Here is an 18,033-nt window from a genome sequence, read left to right as displayed (position 1 = left end):
ATGAAAATACAATTTGATAGTTCGTTAAACTACCAACAAGAAGCTATTGAAGCAATCGTTGATATTTTCAGTGGTCAAGAAAAATGCGATTCTAACTTTACGGTCTATTCTCCAGCGTTTTTAGCCAAACAGCAAAATATTGGTTTTACTGATATAGGCTATGGTAATAGATTACTATTGACTGAAGGACAAATTCTAGAAAACACTCAAAGAATTCAACTATCCAATGGATTAAAACCTTCAACAAAAACTGAAGTAGATAGAAAGCATCTTGATTTTACAGTTGAAATGGAAACAGGTACAGGTAAAACTTATGTTTATCTGAGAACCATTGTTGAACTGTATAAAAAATATGGGTTTTCTAAACATATTATTGTAGTTCCTTCTATTCCAATCAAAGAAGGGGTTTATAAATCATTACAAATAACTAGAGAACATTTAAGAGAATTGTATGATAATATCAACTACAATTTCTTTGTTTATGATTCCAGCAAACTAAATGAAGTTAGAGATTTTGCTACTAATGACCGTTTAGAAATTATGGTTATTAATATTGATGCTTTTGCAAAAAGTTTTGAAAAACCAGAAGACGAAAAGAAAAGCGCAAACATCATTCACAGATACAATGACTCATTAGGATATAAACCTTTGGATTTAATCAGAAATACTAATCCAGTCGTGTTTATTGATGAACCCCAAACTACAATAAGTACAGAAACTCGAAAGAAAGCAATTCAAGGTCTAAGCCCGATAGCAATAATAAAATACTCAGCAACTCACCGCAAAGAGGATAAAATCAACATGATGTATAAGCTTGATGCTGTAGATGCTTATGAAAAGAAGTTAGTTAAACAAATTGAGGTTGGTTCCGTTCAAACTGAAGGCATCAACAACAATGCTTATATTAGACTTGTTGATGTTAAGATTTCAAAAGGTTTTCCAATAGCTAAAGTTGAATTGGACATTTTTAAGGACGGAAGTATCAAAAGAAAAACGGTTGATGTAAAGCAAAATCATGATTTAGAACAAATAACAGACAGAGCTGAATACGAAGGCTATATTATAAAAGATATTTATGCAATAGCTGGCAATGAATACATTGATTTCACCAGTAAAGATGAAATAATAAAACTAGGTGAAGCGATAGGAAATGTAGATGATAAGCAAATAAAAACTGCTTTAATTCGTAAGACTATTGAAGAGCATTTAAACAAAGAATTAGTATTAAATCCTCAAGGAATAAAAGTTCTTTCTTTGTTCTTTATTGATTCTGTAAGCAAATACCGCCAATATGATGAAGATGGTAATGTTGCTAATGGTGAGTATGCTGAAATTTTCGAAAAAGAGTATTTGAAGCTAATAGCAAAACCAAAATACGCTAGCTTATTTGGAGAAATAAAAGATGCTGAAGTTGAAGCAAATCAAGTGCATAATGGTTATTTCTCTATTGATAAAAAAGCTAAAAAAAGTAATTCTAAAGACAAATATGAATACTTTAAAGACACAAAAGGGAATACCAACGCAGATGAAGATACTTATAATCTTATTATGCGTGACAAAGAAATGCTTTTGAGCTTTGACTCAAAATTACGTTTCATATTCTCTCACTCTGCATTAAAAGAAGGATGGGATAATCCAAATGTATTCCAGATTTGCACTTTAAAAGATGCTGGTGGTTCGGAAATTAGAAGAAGACAAGAAATAGGTCGTGGTTTGCGTTTATGTGTAAATCAAAAGGGAGAACGTGTATACGGTCATGAAGTGAATACTTTAACCGTCATGGCTACTGAAACCTATGCTGAATTTGTAGATAATTTTCAGAAAGAAATTGAAAAAGAAACGGGGATTAAATTCGGTATTATCGAAAAGCACAGTTTTAGTAGTATTGTCGTTGAAATTGGTGAAGAGCATAATGTATATTTAGGACAAGAAAAATCAGAAGAGCTTTTCAAATACCTAATTGAGAAAGGTTATATCGATGCAAAAGGTAAGGTTCAGGACAAACTAAAAATCGATATTAAAGCCGATAATGTTGTTATTCCTGAAGAGTTCAAAGAACAAGAGAATGTTTTAAATCAAATCCTAAACACTTTAAAAGAAACCGCTGGAAGACTTGAAATAAAAAACCAAGCAGACAAAAAATTAGTTACTGTAAACAAAAGAATTTTAGACAGTCCAGAGTTTAGAGAACTATGGGAAAAAGTAAAATTTAAAACTACTTTCTCAGTAAACTTTGATTCTGACAAATTAGTTAAAGAATGTATTAATGCAATTAATGACCGTTTAAAAATTACAAGAGGAAAACTTATTTATACAAAAGCTTCTATCTCAATTAATGCTGGTGGAGTTGATGCTACAATAAGTCCTAATAGTGAAACAACGAGTATCAAAGATGAAGTAGAAAGATTACCAGACATAGTAAGTTACCTTCAGAATGAAACCCAGCTAACAAGAAAATCGATTGTAACAATTTTAACTGGAATCAATAAATTGGATTATTTCAAAATTAATCCTCAAAAATTCATTGAAGGTTGTATTGATATTATCAACGAACAAATGAATTTACACATCATTGACGGAATTAGTTACAAGAAAATTGGGGATGCAGAATATTACAGCCAAGAACTTTTTGAAAACAAAGAATTGTTTGGTTATCTGAAAAGCAATTTGAAAGAGAGTTCAAAATCTCCATATAATTATGTAGTTTACGATTCTAATGTAGAGTCAAACTTGGCAAAACAATTTGAAAACAGTGATAACATTTCGGTTTATGCCAAACTTCCAGATTGGTTTAAAATCGATACTCCCCTTGGAACCTACAATCCTGACTGGGCTATTATGTGGAAAGACCAAGATGATGAAAAATTATATTTTGTAGTTGAATCCAAAGGTAGTACAGGACTATTTGATTTAAGACCAAAAGAAGCAGGTAAAATTAAATGTGGGAAACGACATTTTAATGCTATTGGCAGTAAAATGATTGTTGCGACTGAACTGGCAGATATTGAAGATTATGCTTTGAATAAATAAAATTTAAGATTTATGGCTAAAAACAATGCGGAAATCCAAACTCACTTTGAGAAATATGAAAAACTATTGGGAGGTGAAAAAAATTGTGAAAAGAAAATAATCGTATTAGATGAAATTAAAAACAATCATTCTGATACGAGATTAAAATCTGCTAAAGTTGAACATCCTACAATCAAAATGGATATGGAACTATTAATAGAATCAAAGGTACATGACAAAAGAAGTTTCAAGTTCAAATTAAGAGCAAAGGATTTGACTGTTGAACCATTTTTCCGTTTTGATTCCGATGGCGTTTCACATTTAAATAAAATACCGTTAACGCCTTTAAATGAGCTTAAAATTGACACCCCTCACTTTCATAAATTTGATAATGAAGGAAGAAATATTGCTTATCAAACAGACTCTTTAAAAAATCCAACTACTCGTGAAATACTTTTAAATGATGTCTCTTTATGTATGGCACATTATTGTGATGAATCTAAAACATATTACAATTCAGAATATATTGAGATAAAACAAACTCCAACTTCTGAATTAGACTTAGATACTGATAGTTTTAATCCACTAAATGGAGTTGATTATGAATAAATATCATGAAATTTACGAGAATATTAAGTTTTGTTTTGACCAATTATGGTCATTTAAATATCGAGGAGCTGAAACGATTGAAATAATTACTCCATATTCAACAACTTCAAATAAGTTTGTCTCTTTATTTCTAACAAAAAGGGACGATAAATTTATTGTTTCCGATGGAGGTTTATTAAATTCAGAGGCATATGAATCGCAAGTTGATTATGATAATCAATATTTATTAAAGATACTTTATCATTATGAAAATCATTATCAAATAAAAACAACAACTGATAAAAAAGGTTGCAAACATTATTATAAAACCACTACTAGTGAAATATTAGTTCCTAACTTAATATATGATTTAGCACAATTCATTTCTATGTGTGTTTCATCAGCAACAGTCGAACTTGATGATTTAAAAGAAAAAGAGGAAAAAGAAACATTTCGGAAAAATGCTAATGCATTTCTTGAATCAATAATTGACAAAGGGGATAGAAAATTTAGAGCTAGTTTGGATAAAGAAAAATATAGAACTGTTAGATTTAGTGCAATTATTGAAAAAAGAAATAGACTTTCATTGATTAGTTATGTGACGGGGTCAAATATTACCAACTATTCAAATAGTATAGCTAGAACAAATTTAAATTTTGAGATTGCCTCAAATTCAAAATACGCCCCTTATATTGATAATAAAATTGTACTGATGAATGATAGTGCAGATGGGTATGCCCCAGTATTATTATCAAATCAGATAAATATTCTTAGACAGCATACTAATAATGAAGAACCGCTTAAATGGTCTGAAAAAGAAAAGCTGAAGGAAATACTAAAGTAAGAAACACATGTTTGCACTTTTTGCCTACTAAAAAGTGGAGACATTAAAAATATGCATTGAAATTTATGTCAAAAAAAATTGTTGTTTTCATAGAAAAAATAAATAAATATCTAAATGCCAATAATCAATTCGTTTATTATTTATTACTTGATTTCCCAGTCATAAATAGTAATGAAGAAATATTTTACGAGCTCATTGAAAGACAGAAGAATGGAGCAAATTCAATGCTTGAAGTAAAAAACGTCACATTTAAAAAAGGTGGAATCCCTAGAGAAGGACACTATTACAATATGCCAACTGTTTTTATCGAAAATAACAACTGGACTACCGATTCAGATGATGGAGAAATTCTCTCAAGTTATATGGCATTGACATATAATGCAAGTGACATAACTCCTAGATTTGAAAGTGCTTTAAGTTATACAACATATTCTCAAGACTCTTCAGCGGGTAATTCAGTAAATTTCACAAGTTATATTAATGACAAAGTAAATAGCGATAAAATTGAGGTTTCTGTTTATGATGTAGGACAAGGAAATTGGAACGAAATATTATTTAATGAAGAATTTCTAATTGTTTACGATTTAGGAGCATCATCTTCGCAAGTTTTTAATAGTACATATAATAGAATAACAACATCTCAGAAAAGAGCAGTAATAATTAATTCGATACTAAAAGAAAATTATTCTTTTAAAAAAATATTAATAATAAGTCACTGGGATATTGACCATTACAATGGTATTTTTGAATTATCTGATGCAGTAATTAGTTCTTTCGATTTTTGTATAGTACCGAAACGAATGGAAAACGATACAATGAGGAGAGCTTTTGATAAATTAAGTAGAAATACAAATGTCTGCGCGATAGAAATGAACCCAAAAGGAACAGGAGCTGGTGCGACAAGTGTTCTGACAGAAATCTGTACTACAAATGTTTTGAAAATTTATAAAGGAACTAATTGTAGTGATAGAAATAAGCGAGGGCTTCTATTATCATTACATGCAAAAAATATCGATTTTATTTTCCCTGGAGACCATCATTATGAACAAATTGACACTTTTCTAATACCTAATTGTAATAACAATGAACTAAATGTTGTTGTACCACATCATGGTGGGCATGCTGGAAAAGTAAGTCTAATAGGTGCATGTACAAAAAATTGTAGCAATTCTATTATTTCATCTGGAAATAAACATGGTCATCCTTTTCCGTACGTTAAAAACGTAATCGAAGCCAAATTTAATTCTATGCATAGAACAGACGGATGTACTTGTCCTAATTGCACATGTACTAGTTCAGATTATCATAGAATAATTTAGGAATTAGGATTCTGATAAATATTATCAAAGATGAGATGCGAGATAAAGATTTATAATGTAAAGTAGTTTGCTATGAATGAATTAGAAGAGATTTACGAGGTCGATAAAAAGGAAACTACCAATGATAATAATACAAGTAAAGTCTTACCTGATATTATTGATGTTGCTACATTGTTGAGTTATTCTAATATTAAGTTTCCAATATATCAACGCCCTTATAAATGGGAAACTAAAAATGTAATACAATTAATTGATGATATTATTGTCCACAAAGACAAATCAGCTTATCGCTTAGGCACAATTGTTATTCATCAAGAAAAAAATAATAAAACCAATATAGTTGAGTACAATATAGTTGACGGTCAGCAACGTACAATCACGCTAATTCTGATAACAAAAGCCATAATAAAAGCTGTTGAAAAGGATGAAATAATTATTCAGAATAAAGTTTTAAAAGAACAAATTGGAAGCATAAAAAACAAGATGGTTGTTCCTTCTTTTAAGAATGAAATTTCAATTACCAACATACAAAACAACTATCGAGAAATTGAACGTTTAGTAGCTTCGATAGATGAAGAAACTATTTCATTTTTATTCAACAAATGTCAGTTTATCAAGTTTGTGCTAAGTGACGTCTCTGAAGCGTTCCAGTTTTTTGATTCACAAAATGCTAGAGGTAAAGACTTAGACCCACATGATTTATTAAAGGCTTATCACTTGAGAGAGTTCGGAGAATCAGAAGAACAACAAAAAAGTAAAGTTATCTCTACATGGGAAAACATGGAAACTAACGAATTGGTTTCATTGTTTGGCGAATATCTATTTCGTGTAAAATCATGGTCAAAAGGGAATTCTGCACGTTTTTTTACCAAAAACGAAACAAACCTTTTCAAAGGTATTACTATCGGTAAAATAGAAAATTACCCCCATACTAAACCTTTATGTATTTCTCACTTTTACGTAGATGGGTACAATCAACATAATGATAGAAATGTTGATTTAAATCTTATGGAATTTCCATTTCAATTAGACCAAACCGTTATCAATGGAAGACGTTTTTTTGAAATGATTACACATTACAAAAGAGTTTTAGATGACTATAAAAACACTTTAGCAAATCATCCAGATTTAGATACAAAAGCCAGAGATATCATTTATGTTATGGAAAACTATGATGGCAGAGGTAGAATTGGTGACAAATATATCAGAATGATGTTTGATTGTTCTCTGATTTATTACATTGATAAATTTGGAAATATTGAACTTTCACGTGCAATCGAGAAATTTTTCATTTGGGCATACAGTCTTAGATTACGACATCAAGCTGTGTACTTAGCTTCTGTAGATAATTATGTTGTTGATGAAATAAATGTGTTTAAGCTAATGAAAGATGCCACAACACCTTTTTCTATTCTTTCAATGTATTTACCTCCAGTGGAAACTGTAAACGCATCAAAAATGGAATTATCTGGAAATCATGAAGGCAACCCTAAAGGAATAAAAGAATTGTTCACTACTCTAAAATACTACTATGCGCAATAATAATATACCTGAATTTTCAATTGAAAAATTATTGGACGGAGATAGTCAATATGTTATTCCTTCATATCAGAGAAATTACGCATGGGGAGAAGAGCAAATTACTCAGTTGATTCAAGACATTATTGACTATATACCGAAAGGAAGTCAGCTACCGATAAATTACTATATCGGAACTTTGGTTGTATATGAAAGAGAGCAAAATAACACAATCGTTTATGAGACTATTGATGGACAACAAAGACTGACAACATTATCAATTTTGACTTCAGTAATCAGGAACAAGCATAACTATGAACTTGATTGGTTTAAAAAGTTGAATTTAGCTTTCGACAGTAGAAAAAATTCAACAGAAACATTGAAAGCTGTTTTTGAAGACCATTTTGAAAACCATAAAGAATATAATACAGGAATTAAGGAAGCATACGAGTTAGCTGATAATATATTAACTAAGAGATTGGATGAAGAAAAAGTTCCAATTAATGCTTTTGCAAAGTTCTTATATGAAAACGTAAAAATTATTCGTGTTCCAGTTCCACATGACACTAATCTCAATCATTATTTTGAGATAATGAATAGTCGAGGGGAACAATTAGAAAAACATGAAGTTTTAAAAGCTGAATTATTATCTGTTCTTAATTTAATTAAAGATGAATATGAAAAGTTAAAGTGTAACAATCTTTTTCATTTAATATGGGAAGCATGTTCTAATATGGAACGATATGTTCAATATGGGTTTAATACAAATCAAAGAAATATCATTTTTGGACATAATGATTGGAATCAGTTTCAGCATCGAAATTTTGATGATTTAAAATCCAAAATTGATTCACATCTAAATTTTTCTTTAGAAAGTGATGCCCCATTAACCATAGATGAAATAATAGCTGGAAAAACTTTTAAATCAGAGCAAAGGGAAACTGATGAAAGTCCAGACCGATTCACATCTGTTATAAATTTTCAGAATTTTTTATTACATGTATTGAGGATACAAGACAAAGAAGATATTCCATTAGATGATAAAAAATTAGTAGATGAATTTAAGAAAAAATTGAAATTACTTAAAGAAGATGAAGAGAAAATTTCATTTGTAAAAGATTATGCATTCAGTCTATTAAAATCAAAATTTCTTTTCGATAGAAATATCATTAAAAGGGAGTTTATTGGTGGAACGGATAAATGGAGTTTAAAAAGACTAAAATGGTACAAAGACAATAAGGTAAGCTATGTTAATACATTTAGTTTGGAAAATAATGAGCAAGCACTGGATGAAAACAGGACTCTATTAATGCTTTTGGCAATGTTTCATATTTCAGCACCTACAATGGTTTATAAATATTGGTTAAATGCTTCTATGTACTATCTTTTTTATCAAGATGAAATCATTGGTTCAGAATATATTAAATATCTTGAAAAGACTGTTAAATCGTTTGTTTTTAAAAGATTCCTTGCGAAAGATTCTAAAGATTATTATCCAATGATTTTTAAACCTGAAACATTAAAAATTCCAGATTGGGACACAGATATAGATGAAGATAAACTCACATTTGGCAAGATTACTAATAACTTATTATTCAACTATATTGATTATTTGCTTTGGAAAAAATTAGCTCACAATGACGCTAAAATAAAAAATTATGATTTTAGTGCTAGAAGCTCTGTTGAACATTACTATCCGCAAACACCAATGGAGGGATTCCCTAAAATGGATGATTTAGGAATTCTGAATTGTTTTGGAAATTTATGTTTAATTAGTCACAGTAAAAATTCACGTTTGAGTAATTTTTCCCCTTCTAATAAAAAAGAATTCTATTTAAAAAATATAGATAGTATTAAACAGTATGTAATGATGGATGATTCTATTAAAGAATGGAATGAAAAAGCAATTACACAACATAATAGCGATATGATTGATTTATTAAAAAGTGAATTAAAGTAAAACTAAAAAACAAATTTTAATTAAAAACAGCATATTTTACTTATAAAAATGTAGTGTTTAGGTGCGTTGTTTTAATTAACAATACCATTTAGTAGATTCAATCCTTTTTCAAACAACCTTTTAGCTTGGTCAACTTCATTTTGGGTGACTGAGCTTCCTTTTGTTGGTACAAACATTTCTCTAATATCAACATCCAAAGCTTCAGCAATTTGTAATAGTAAATTTATTGTCGGTAAATTTTTTTCAGAGTTAATATTACTTATTGTGGTCATACTAACACCAACCTTACTAGCAAGGTCTTCTCTGCTAACACCCTTTTGATTCATTATTTCTTTTAATCTTAGAATTTCCATATTTATATTTTTTACAAATATAACAAAAATAAAGTAAAACTTTATTTTTAGAAAAATAAATGAAGTAATATTTGCTTATTAATAAAACAAAGCTTTACTTTGTATTATATTAATGAAGTAAAACTTGATTTATGATAGCAACTGAATTTAAATCTGAAATTAAAGATATAAAAGAAAACTTAAGAGGTTTAACTCTTCAGTTGGTTACTAAAAATGGTTACAGACCTTATTCTAACTTGAAAGAGTTTGGTAATGCAATTTTGGAAGAGGAAAGAAAAGGAAATGATTTCCGTATTAATCAGGTTTGGACTAAAGCTGGTATTGTTGGGGCAAAATCCATTAAAGCACTTGCTGAACTTTTCAAAACAGAATCAGTAATTGCAATACAATTTGAAAGCTTTTATAATCAAACTTCAACAGAGGGATTTATAAGAGGCTTTGGAGCTTTAGACTAACATTTAATAAAGTACAAAATGGAAACTTCATCAAGAACAATGGAAATCGCAAAAACAATAATAAATCAAATTAACTACGCTGACCGCTCAGCACTTATGGCATGGGGAGCAAATAGCTATTGTGCTATCAGTGAATCTAAGGAATTTGAAGGAGGTGTATCTTTTAAAGTTAATGGATTAGTTCATAAAGGATGGGTTAAAGTTTGCCTGAGATGGATTGATGATTATACAATAATATTCATCAACAAAAATCGTGAAGTAGTCAAGACTTATGAAGGTGCATACTGTGATATGCTGGTTCCTATCATTGATTGGATTTAAGGTAAATAATCTTCAATCTGTGCAAAATTAGATTATAACCATACAGTACACATTAAATAATTTTATCAATTAGTATTTTTAATAAAATAAATTGTGCAATATACACCACCCAAAAATTGCACACTACTCATAAAAAACATCAATTTATACCCTTATGAAAAAAGCTAGATACATCAGACAAAGTACGGCTCAACAATCTAATTTGCGCCAGATGGCAAAAGCCCATCCTGATGAAATACTATTTATTGATACGATAAGTGGTTCTGTTCCATTCAACGAGAGACCACAAGGTAGAAGACTGATGGAAGCCGTTGAAGCGGGAGAGATAAATTACGTCTCTTACCATGCTATTGACAGATGTGGAAGGTCAACTATCAATGTACTTCAAACGCTTCAGTACTTCTATGATAAAAGTGTTGTAGTTAAAATAGATAATTTAGGTTTAGAGTCCATGATTAATGGCAAAGCCAATCCTGTTTTTAATCTAATTACAACAATCCTATCAGAGCTTTCAAGCCTAGAAAAATCTTCACTTTTAGAAAGACAAGCTGAAGGAATTGCTCAAAGTAAGCTTCGTGGGGTCTATAAAGGGCGAGTGAAAGGAACAACTGATTCAGCAGAAGAAACACTATTAAAACATAAGAGAGTGGTTAAGTCTTTAAAAACCAATCCAACTCTTTCACTTAGGCAAATTGCAAAATTGGCTTCCGATAATGATTATAAAGTTTCTGCTAATACAGTAAAAAAAGTAGTTAGCATTCTTCAAAAACAAAATTAAAGCTATGCAAATTAAAATCAAACATCAAGAAGACAGAAAGGAATATATTTTTAATGTTAAAGATGCTGATAATCTTACAACTGGGGAGGTGAATCAGATATGCATCAAAATGGGAGTTAAAGCCCTGTTTGTAAATGGCAAGTATTATAATTTACAAAAGGGCTAATTTTTACAAAATCTATTCTTATTAATCCATAAACGAAAAATCAATAGGAACTCCATAAACCTTTTGACTATTGTCTCTAGGGATGTATTCATTTAAAATCTCATGTACTCTATATCCCAACAGCATTCCATCTTCATCTTTAATTAGTTCTTCGGATAATTTATTTATCGCTTTCCATATCAAATCATTATTGATTAAAGTATCGGTCTCATTGTAGATATTCTCAAAATAATCAAAATCAAATTTTTCTTCATCGATTTTATAATTAACAAATTCCATTTCATCTCTATAATCTGTAAAATCATTCCCTTCTTGAACATCTTTTAAGTTATATAGGTGTCCAATATCTAAAACCAAATCTGAAAATTTAGACTCAGCAATATAACCTGAAAAGCATAATAGTCCATAATTATACATTTCAATATCTAAAGTATCATGAGATTTAAGGAAGTTTCGTGGCGTATAAACAGGGCAGTTAACGATTCCATCTCCATTATTATGAATATTTATACTATCTATACTACAATTCATTAAGTGATATATGATTGCATGACCAGCTTCATGAATAGAAGCAATTTCCCGAGGGCTTGAATCAAAAGAATAATTTTCATTCAAAAATTTTTCGAAGTCATCCATAAACTATGCTTTTAAAAAGATTTTAATTTTAATAAGCGCTAAATATAATAAAGATGAGTCTAAATTAAACTCATTTATCTTAATAACTAATTCTAGAAAAAAGATTTTTTTCAGTATCTCTTCAAAACAACTCTACTAAAAGTATGATTCTCTGGAGAATCCATGACTCCACTTTTTAAATGCCTATTTTAAAAGTGTACACCAACGATTAGGCGTGCGAATATATTTTCATTTTTTACCAGAATTTTCCAAAATCCAAGAAAAAGAATCCAAAATCAAAAAAAAAATTTTTGGATTTTTTTTGACTTAAAAAATAATGAGTTATCATCTTTTCTTAGATATTTATGATAAAGAGAAATATGGAACAAAATGAATTAATCACAATACCTCCAAGTGTATTAGACCAACTTAAAAAGAATATTGATAAGTATATTTTAAAAGATAAAAAACCTGAAGGATTTGACGAGGCTCTTAGGTATGTTGCACTTGAAAAAGCAACAAAATCGCAATTAGCAAAACTTAATTCATTTTCAAATAATCATTCTTTATCTAATGATGAAGACAAAGAGAAAATTGAGGTATTAGATAAAATGATAGTATTTGCGAAGAATTGGACAAAACATGAAAATACGAAAAAGGAGCTTTCAAATAAAATAAGAACAAATACAGACCATCCAACTGGAGCATCTACAAAAAAACAATCTGGACGAGAAGTTGATAGACTCAAACCTAGTCTTTCCTCTGTTAAGCCGTATAAAACAGCTCAAATAAAAGATTCAGCTTTAATGAGTGAATGTTTTCGAATTATTGAGATTATGAAAAGAATTAATTAAGTCGGAATATTTCTATTAGAAAAAAAGAAGAATAAAAATACAGAATATAATCTTTGATAAATAATTTATTATTGTTCCCAAAATGATTAAAAAGCAATCTAGTGAAATTAACATTTTCAACGTATTTTCGTGTTGATAATTTGCGTACTACTTGAGCCGTGAAAATTTATGTTATATTTTAAATAATCAAATATGAATAAAGAACAACAGAATAGATTTTTAATACTTTTTGCGCTTAAAAACTTAAATTATAATGCATCTAAAAACGAAGTGTTAAATTTCATTCTTGAAAATAATATAATAATACTTAATGAAAATGACTTTAAAAATTTACCTTCAAGAACTGAGGAAAAATGGAGAAATGAATTAGCTTTCGTTCGAAGTCACTTAGTTAAAGAAGATTATTTAACAAATAGTAATAAAGATAAATGGGAAGTTACTAATGAGGGAAAAATATATCTTGATGAACTTTCAATATTAGTTTTACAAACGCAGATTTTAATACGAATAAATAAACCTGAAATTATAAGTTATAATGTAGAAAATAGAAGCGTAGTCAATGCAGAACGTGAAATTCAAAAAGTAAAATCAGCAAATTCATTGCATAAAACAGAAAAAGAGAATATTATATTAAGCAGAATTGGACAAGGTATTTACAGAAAGAACTTAATAGATTTATATAAAAATTGCTGTTTAACAAACTATGAGCTAATAAATGTTTTAATTGCATCACATATTAAACCTTGGAAATTCTCAAATAATTTTGAGAGATTGGACAAATTTAATGGACTGTTATTAGCACCTACGTATGATAAAATTTTTGATTTAGGTTACATAACTTTTAAAAATAATGGAAAAATTAAAATTTCAAGCCGACTTATAAATGCAGAAAAATTGGGTATTTATGAAAACATGAAAATTAAAGTTTTCCAAGAATCTAAAAAATATTTAGAGTACCATAGAAAATTCATATTCTTAAAATAAATTACATTGTTTTAGTATAATTGTGCGCAATTTTTAATTTAGTGTAATTTTCTTTTTCATTGTATTTTCGTTTAGCTCAAAATACACTAGTAACTTTAAAATAATTATAATGTAATATTAAATGAATATAATACTTCTTATTCTCAATATTTTAGGGACATTTCTTGTATCGGTTGAAGCAATTAAGTTAGATAATTTAATAAAGTTTCAAAAATATCTTCTTAATTCAAATAAGACATTAAATCCCGATATTCCAGGGGAGGGTTCGGGCAAAACTAGCATTCTAAGCAAAATTGGTTGTTTTGGTTTTTTAGGGAGAATTATGTTGATTTTCTATATTCCAAGTTTTGCTTTTGCATATTTAATATTCAACGCCATAGTCGAAAAATACGGAATTATAATTATCGCAATATTTGGTTCATTTGTAGTTTGGACTGCCTTAATAATATTAATTGAAATTACAATCAAAATACTTAAAAGCATTGTAAAGCATACAGAAAATGGAATGATTGGTATTATTGGATTTCTTATTTTGGTAATTTCATTTGTTTTACAATATTATAGTTCAAAACAATAAACTGCACGTAATAGATTTTTTTGGTATTAAGGGATAAACTAGTCAATTACATTTTTTTTTTCCAAAAAATAATAGTCTTCAATTATATGAAAAATACTTGAAATATTTTTTTTATTTAAATGACTTAATTAAAAAAATTAAAGAGTTGAAAAAAAATATTTATTGACATTGAAACCTTTAGTCTAGGACTAGGAAAAGACTTTTTAAAAAGTCAACATTTTAGTCGTATTTTCGTTTAGCTGAAAATAGTCCTATTTGCAAGTTGCCTTAAGTCCTAATAGTATTGACACTAAAAAAACTTACATAATGAAATATACTTTGGAAGAAAGAATTCAGAAAGTTTACGAAATAGCTAAAGAGGTTTATTTAGGTAACATTTCCGTTTCCCAAGGCGCTCGCATAGTGGCAGATTTTGGACTTAAACAAAGTTCTGCACTTGATTATATATATGCTTATTATAAATTAAGAGAGGGGAAACTTTACACACGGACAATAAACGCTTATGCTACTGATTATTATCTCAAAGAAATTTATTACGAATTTGGAAATATTGGATTGCGAAAAGCACTTCTTTCTCTTGACCAACACATAACATATTATGAACAAACTTCAGGAGCTAAAGTAAAAAAAGGAAGAGAAATTTATAATCGTTATTTCGATTTAGTAAAAGAAAATTATGCGGAAACGGTATTTCCAGACGAAGTAGATAATGAAATAAAATATTTCGAAGGTAAAACTAAACAAATAATTGTTAACAGTTACGAAAGGAATCAATTAGCTAGACAAGAATGCATAGAGCATTTTGGATTAAGTTGTCAAGTTTGTGATTTTAATTTTCAAGAAAAATTTGGTGAATTAGGACGAAATTTTATTCATGTTCACCATTTAATTGACATAGCGACAGTTGGTAAAGAATATTCTGTAAATCCAAAAACAGACTTAATTCCAGTTTGTCCTAATTGCCATGCTATGCTTCACAAAAAAAAACCTGCTTTTTCAATCTTAGAACTAAAACAATTAATTAAATAAAAACTTTAATACCAAGATATGTTTTCATAAATTGACAGGTTTGAGAGAATTACCGTTTAAACGCATTTTTATTTAATCTAAAATGTTTATTTTTTTTAAGTTTTTATGTTAGACAGTCAGGAAAAATTACACCTTATTTTACAGCAAAAATCATATGAATAGAGAAATTTGGAAGAAAAGAAATTTTACTAATAAAAATCCTTTAGATTATAATTGTCCTATATGTAAAATTGGAATATTAAGCATTACCAATTTAAACTCCAAAATAATTCCTGGGCAAGAAGAAATGATAAAATACAATTATCCTCATGGAATTGACTACGTTTTCAGTGGAATATTAGTTTGTAAAAATATTAGTTGCAAAAACGTAGTAGCAATAGTCGGAAGTGTTCTCAAGGACATACAAGATGTGTGTCAAGAATCAAATGGAGAATATGTTGAAGAATATTTTAGTGCTTACTATCCAAAATATTTTTTTCCTCCTTTAAAAATAATAGAAATTTCGCAAAAAGTAAAAAAAGAAGTTGCTGAACAGTTAAATTTATCTTTTTCGCATTTTTTTAATGATTTATCTTCTTGTGCAAACAGAATTAGAAATTCAATTGAGTTAATATTAGATGATTTGGAGGCTCCTAAAAAGTATCGAGATGCTAAAACTAATAAATTAAAAGCTTTTAGGACTTTACATCATCGAATTGAAAATTATCAGAAAAAAACTAAGAATAAAAAAATTGCCAATCTCTTGTTTGCAATAAAAATAATAGGTAACGAAGGAAGTCATATTGGAGATATTACTTTGGATGACGTCTTGGATGCGTATGAATTTTTAGAATCGATATTAGATTTTGTATATGACAAAAAAGAAAAAAACATTCATATAAAAGCATCCGAAATTGTCATGAAAAACAAACCAATGTCTAAGAATCAATAAAAAAACTTAATACCAAGTTTAATCAACTACTTGCAGTGTAAGAACTTATTTGTAATTTTTATCTACAAGTTAAAATATTGAAAATGTTTAAATTTTATACAATACCAACAGAAAATTTACTCGATAAACTAATTGGAGAGCAAGCGTCAATAAAATTATCTTCAGCATTCAATCTTAATGACCCATATGAGTTGAAATTTAATTTGACCATTGACCCACTTGAGCATGGACATGAAGAACAATTTTACAAAAATAATTTAGATTTAAAAAAAGAGGATTTTGAAAATTGGCAAAAAAATAATGGTTCTACTTGGTATATTGAACAAGAGCAAAGAAATGCAATTGCCCAGACAATTTCTTTATGTTCATTTACAGAAAGCAACGACAATAATTTGATGTGGTCGCATTACACTAACAATCATACAGGTATTTGTGTTGAATATAAAATAGAGTTATTTGAATACTTAAAAAAATTAAAAGGTTTTCTTGTATTTTCCAGAGTAAAATACTCTGAAGAACCACCAACGGTCAATAGTTTAGAAAAATCGGAAGTTCAAATTGAAAAAATAATGTTTAATAAACAGTCGGAATGGAATTATGAAAAAGAATTTCGTATCATTTTTATATGTGACAAAGACACTGAGTACATTTCTATTGATAGAAAATTTATTAGAGCTGTTTATATAGGTTCTAGAACGGAACCTGAAATTGAAAAAAAAATATTATCACTTTGCGAAGAAACAAATATTGAAGTTAATTATGCTATAACTGTAGGTAAATCATACAAAATAAATTTTGAAAAGCATACAAAAGGGAAGTTATTTCAAAGGACATTTTGGAAATAAAAAATACTAAAAAACGAACATTTTTATCTTATTGAAATTTAGCGAAATTAACCAGTATAAAAAATACAATGATTGATTGTTTACTTAAATTCCTAATTTAAAACCCTTCAAATATACCTAACCCAAACAAAGCAAAATCATATTTTACAGGGTCTTTAGGGTCAAGAAGTCTTAAATTAGTATCAAGTTCTAATAAAGCTTTTCCATCATTCTGTTTTCTCTCTAAGAGACCTAGTTTGCGTGCTACATTTCCAGAATGAACATCTAGTGGACAGGAAAGTTTAGACATAGGTATGTTTTTCCAGATTCCTAAATCGACCCCTGCATTATCATTCCTCACAAGCCATCTTAAACACATATTAATTCTTTTGGCAACAGAACCTTTTAAGGGGTCAGCTACATGTTTTCGTGTTCTAGATTGATGAGGTATTTCAAAAAATATTTTATTAAACTCGTGAATAGCATGCTGTAATGAATCTTCTGTTTGGTATTTAGTAAAAATTGTTTCTAATCCACCTTTTTTAGAATAGATGTGATTCAAAGCTTTTATAAAATATACAAAATCTTCTGAATTAAAAGTACGATGAACAAAACCCTCTAACCTCTCTAACTGATGGTCATTATGGCTCATTACAAAATCGTAAGGTGAGTTACCTAGTAAGTCCATCATTCTATGACCATTTTTGGTAATCATTTTTCTATTACCCCAAGCAATAGTTGAAGCTAGAAATGCTGAAATTTCTACATCTTCTTTAAGTTTATATCTGTGAGGTATACTAATTGGGTCTGGCTCAATAAAATCAACCGTATTGTACTGTATTACTTTAGAATCGAGAAAATCTTTTATTTCATTTTTATTCATGTTCATTTCCCTCTTTTTTTAGTAT

19 protein-coding genes are annotated in these 18,033 nt (G+C 28.7%); 16 read left to right on the top strand and 3 right to left on the bottom strand.

The annotated features are described in order from the left end of the window. The 6 genes from NCC77_RS10060 to NCC77_RS10035 all read left to right on the top strand — a co-directional run bounded on the left by NCC77_RS10060 (position 1) and on the right by NCC77_RS10035 (position 9,238). Positions 1-3,030: a type III restriction-modification system endonuclease gene (locus NCC77_RS10060; RefSeq protein WP_250835451.1), complete on the top strand. Its 3,030-nt coding sequence runs from the start codon at positions 1-3 to the stop codon at positions 3,028-3,030. Positions 3,031-3,042: 12 nt separating this feature from the next. Beyond that, the gene (locus tag NCC77_RS10055; RefSeq protein WP_250835450.1) at positions 3,043-3,618 is read left to right on the top strand and encodes a hypothetical protein; all 576 of its coding nucleotides are present in this window, start codon (positions 3,043-3,045) and stop codon (positions 3,616-3,618) included. Continuing rightward, a complete protein-coding gene (locus NCC77_RS10050) occupies positions 3,611-4,441 on the top strand; it encodes a hypothetical protein (protein ID WP_250835449.1) in 831 nt (276 codons plus the stop codon). Before NCC77_RS10055 ends, NCC77_RS10050 begins: the two co-directional genes overlap by 8 nt. Before the next feature lie 65 nt (positions 4,442-4,506). Further along, complete coding sequence (locus tag NCC77_RS10045) at positions 4,507-5,760, top strand: ComEC/Rec2 family competence protein (protein ID WP_250835448.1); 1,254 nt, start codon at positions 4,507-4,509, stop codon at positions 5,758-5,760. Positions 5,761-5,832: 72 nt separating this feature from the next. Next, positions 5,833-7,302, top strand: coding sequence for a DUF262 domain-containing protein (locus NCC77_RS10040; protein WP_250835447.1), 1,470 nt, complete (start codon positions 5,833-5,835; stop codon positions 7,300-7,302). Next, a complete protein-coding gene (locus NCC77_RS10035) occupies positions 7,292-9,238 on the top strand; it encodes a DUF262 domain-containing protein (protein WP_250835446.1) in 1,947 nt (648 codons plus the stop codon). The genes NCC77_RS10040 and NCC77_RS10035 overlap by 11 nt, the downstream gene beginning before the upstream one ends. 71 nt (positions 9,239-9,309) lie before the next feature. On the opposite strand, the gene NCC77_RS10030 is transcribed toward NCC77_RS10035, so the two are convergent. Then, a complete protein-coding gene (locus tag NCC77_RS10030) occupies positions 9,310-9,591 on the bottom strand; it encodes a helix-turn-helix transcriptional regulator (protein ID WP_250835445.1) in 282 nt (93 codons plus the stop codon). Positions 9,592-9,722: 131 nt separating this feature from the next. On the opposite strand from NCC77_RS10030, the gene NCC77_RS10025 reads away from it, so the two are divergent. The 4 genes from NCC77_RS10025 (at position 9,723) to NCC77_RS10010 (ending at position 11,311) form a co-directional block, all read left to right on the top strand. After that, positions 9,723-10,046 carry a hypothetical protein gene (locus NCC77_RS10025; protein ID WP_250835444.1) on the top strand — a complete coding sequence of 108 codons (324 nt, stop codon included), beginning with the start codon at positions 9,723-9,725 and terminating at the stop codon, positions 10,044-10,046. Positions 10,047-10,064: 18 nt separating this feature from the next. Beyond that, the gene (locus NCC77_RS10020) at positions 10,065-10,367 is read left to right on the top strand and encodes a hypothetical protein (protein ID WP_250835443.1); all 303 of its coding nucleotides are present in this window, start codon (positions 10,065-10,067) and stop codon (positions 10,365-10,367) included. Between the two features lie 154 nt (positions 10,368-10,521). After that, positions 10,522-11,145, top strand: coding sequence for a recombinase family protein (locus NCC77_RS10015; RefSeq protein ID WP_250835442.1), 624 nt, complete (start codon positions 10,522-10,524; stop codon positions 11,143-11,145). Positions 11,146-11,149: 4 nt separating this feature from the next. Further along, entirely contained in the window at positions 11,150-11,311 is a 162-nt protein-coding gene (locus NCC77_RS10010; RefSeq protein ID WP_250835441.1) for a hypothetical protein, read from the top strand. 21 nt (positions 11,312-11,332) lie between these two features. On the opposite strand, the gene NCC77_RS10005 is transcribed toward NCC77_RS10010, so the two are convergent. Next, positions 11,333-11,842 carry a hypothetical protein gene (locus tag NCC77_RS10005; RefSeq protein ID WP_250835440.1) on the bottom strand — a complete coding sequence of 170 codons (510 nt, stop codon included), beginning with the start codon at positions 11,840-11,842 and terminating at the stop codon, positions 11,333-11,335. A gap of 464 nt (positions 11,843-12,306) precedes the next feature. On the opposite strand from NCC77_RS10005, the gene NCC77_RS10000 reads away from it, so the two are divergent. The 6 genes from NCC77_RS10000 (at position 12,307) to NCC77_RS09975 (ending at position 17,146) form a co-directional block, all read left to right on the top strand. Next, positions 12,307-12,780, top strand: coding sequence for a hypothetical protein (locus tag NCC77_RS10000; protein WP_250835439.1), 474 nt, complete (start codon positions 12,307-12,309; stop codon positions 12,778-12,780). Between the two features lie 192 nt (positions 12,781-12,972). Continuing rightward, the gene (locus NCC77_RS09995; protein ID WP_250835438.1) at positions 12,973-13,764 is read left to right on the top strand and encodes an HNH endonuclease; all 792 of its coding nucleotides are present in this window, start codon (positions 12,973-12,975) and stop codon (positions 13,762-13,764) included. 121 nt (positions 13,765-13,885) lie between these two features. Continuing rightward, complete coding sequence (locus NCC77_RS09990) at positions 13,886-14,341, top strand: hypothetical protein (RefSeq protein WP_250835437.1); 456 nt, start codon at positions 13,886-13,888, stop codon at positions 14,339-14,341. A gap of 306 nt (positions 14,342-14,647) precedes the next feature. Next, positions 14,648-15,370 (top strand): HNH endonuclease, encoded by a 723-nt coding sequence (locus tag NCC77_RS09985; protein ID WP_250835436.1) that lies wholly within the window; start codon positions 14,648-14,650, stop codon positions 15,368-15,370. A 154-nt stretch (positions 15,371-15,524) separates the two neighbouring features. Next, complete coding sequence (locus NCC77_RS09980; RefSeq protein ID WP_250835435.1) at positions 15,525-16,301, top strand: DUF8608 domain-containing protein; 777 nt, start codon at positions 15,525-15,527, stop codon at positions 16,299-16,301. 83 nt (positions 16,302-16,384) lie between these two features. Next, positions 16,385-17,146 (top strand): DUF2971 domain-containing protein, encoded by a 762-nt coding sequence (locus tag NCC77_RS09975; protein ID WP_250835434.1) that lies wholly within the window; start codon positions 16,385-16,387, stop codon positions 17,144-17,146. A 97-nt stretch (positions 17,147-17,243) separates the two neighbouring features. Here NCC77_RS09975 and NCC77_RS09970 read toward each other — a convergent pair whose 3' ends face one another. Continuing rightward, complete coding sequence (locus NCC77_RS09970) at positions 17,244-18,008, bottom strand: TIGR02757 family protein (RefSeq protein WP_250836255.1); 765 nt, start codon at positions 18,006-18,008, stop codon at positions 17,244-17,246. Positions 18,009-18,033: the final 25 nt, after the last annotated feature.

Origin of the sequence: Flavobacterium tyrosinilyticum (assembly GCF_023656565.1) — a bacterium.
Lineage (GTDB): Bacteria > Bacteroidota > Bacteroidia > Flavobacteriales > Flavobacteriaceae > Flavobacterium > Flavobacterium tyrosinilyticum.
The sequence above is the reverse complement of the archived record's forward strand: the minus strand, read 5'-3'. Positions and strand labels throughout refer to the sequence as shown.

Bases quoted from the DNA above. Each gene is read 5' to 3' on its own strand.
- NCC77_RS10060 (WP_250835451.1), top strand. From the start codon at position 1: ATGAAAATACAATTTGATAGTTCGTTAAACTACCAACAAGAAGCTATT.
- NCC77_RS10055 (WP_250835450.1), top strand. From the start codon at position 3,043: ATGGCTAAAAACAATGCGGAAATCCAAACTCACTTTGAGAAATATGAA.
- NCC77_RS10050 (WP_250835449.1), top strand. From the start codon at position 3,611: ATGAATAAATATCATGAAATTTACGAGAATATTAAGTTTTGTTTTGAC.
- NCC77_RS10045 (WP_250835448.1), top strand. From the start codon at position 4,507: ATGTCAAAAAAAATTGTTGTTTTCATAGAAAAAATAAATAAATATCTA.
- NCC77_RS10040 (WP_250835447.1), top strand. From the start codon at position 5,833: ATGAATGAATTAGAAGAGATTTACGAGGTCGATAAAAAGGAAACTACC.
- NCC77_RS10035 (WP_250835446.1), top strand. From the start codon at position 7,292: ATGCGCAATAATAATATACCTGAATTTTCAATTGAAAAATTATTGGAC.
- NCC77_RS10030 (WP_250835445.1), bottom strand. From the start codon at position 9,591: ATGGAAATTCTAAGATTAAAAGAAATAATGAATCAAAAGGGTGTTAGC.
- NCC77_RS10025 (WP_250835444.1), top strand. From the start codon at position 9,723: ATGATAGCAACTGAATTTAAATCTGAAATTAAAGATATAAAAGAAAAC.
- NCC77_RS10020 (WP_250835443.1), top strand. From the start codon at position 10,065: ATGGAAACTTCATCAAGAACAATGGAAATCGCAAAAACAATAATAAAT.
- NCC77_RS10015 (WP_250835442.1), top strand. From the start codon at position 10,522: ATGAAAAAAGCTAGATACATCAGACAAAGTACGGCTCAACAATCTAAT.
- NCC77_RS10010 (WP_250835441.1), top strand. From the start codon at position 11,150: ATGCAAATTAAAATCAAACATCAAGAAGACAGAAAGGAATATATTTTT.
- NCC77_RS10005 (WP_250835440.1), bottom strand. From the start codon at position 11,842: ATGAATTGTAGTATAGATAGTATAAATATTCATAATAATGGAGATGGA.
- NCC77_RS10000 (WP_250835439.1), top strand. From the start codon at position 12,307: ATGGAACAAAATGAATTAATCACAATACCTCCAAGTGTATTAGACCAA.
- NCC77_RS09995 (WP_250835438.1), top strand. From the start codon at position 12,973: ATGAATAAAGAACAACAGAATAGATTTTTAATACTTTTTGCGCTTAAA.
- NCC77_RS09990 (WP_250835437.1), top strand. From the start codon at position 13,886: ATGAATATAATACTTCTTATTCTCAATATTTTAGGGACATTTCTTGTA.
- NCC77_RS09985 (WP_250835436.1), top strand. From the start codon at position 14,648: ATGAAATATACTTTGGAAGAAAGAATTCAGAAAGTTTACGAAATAGCT.
- NCC77_RS09980 (WP_250835435.1), top strand. From the start codon at position 15,525: ATGAATAGAGAAATTTGGAAGAAAAGAAATTTTACTAATAAAAATCCT.
- NCC77_RS09975 (WP_250835434.1), top strand. From the start codon at position 16,385: ATGTTTAAATTTTATACAATACCAACAGAAAATTTACTCGATAAACTA.
- NCC77_RS09970 (WP_250836255.1), bottom strand. From the start codon at position 18,008: ATGAATAAAAATGAAATAAAAGATTTTCTCGATTCTAAAGTAATACAG.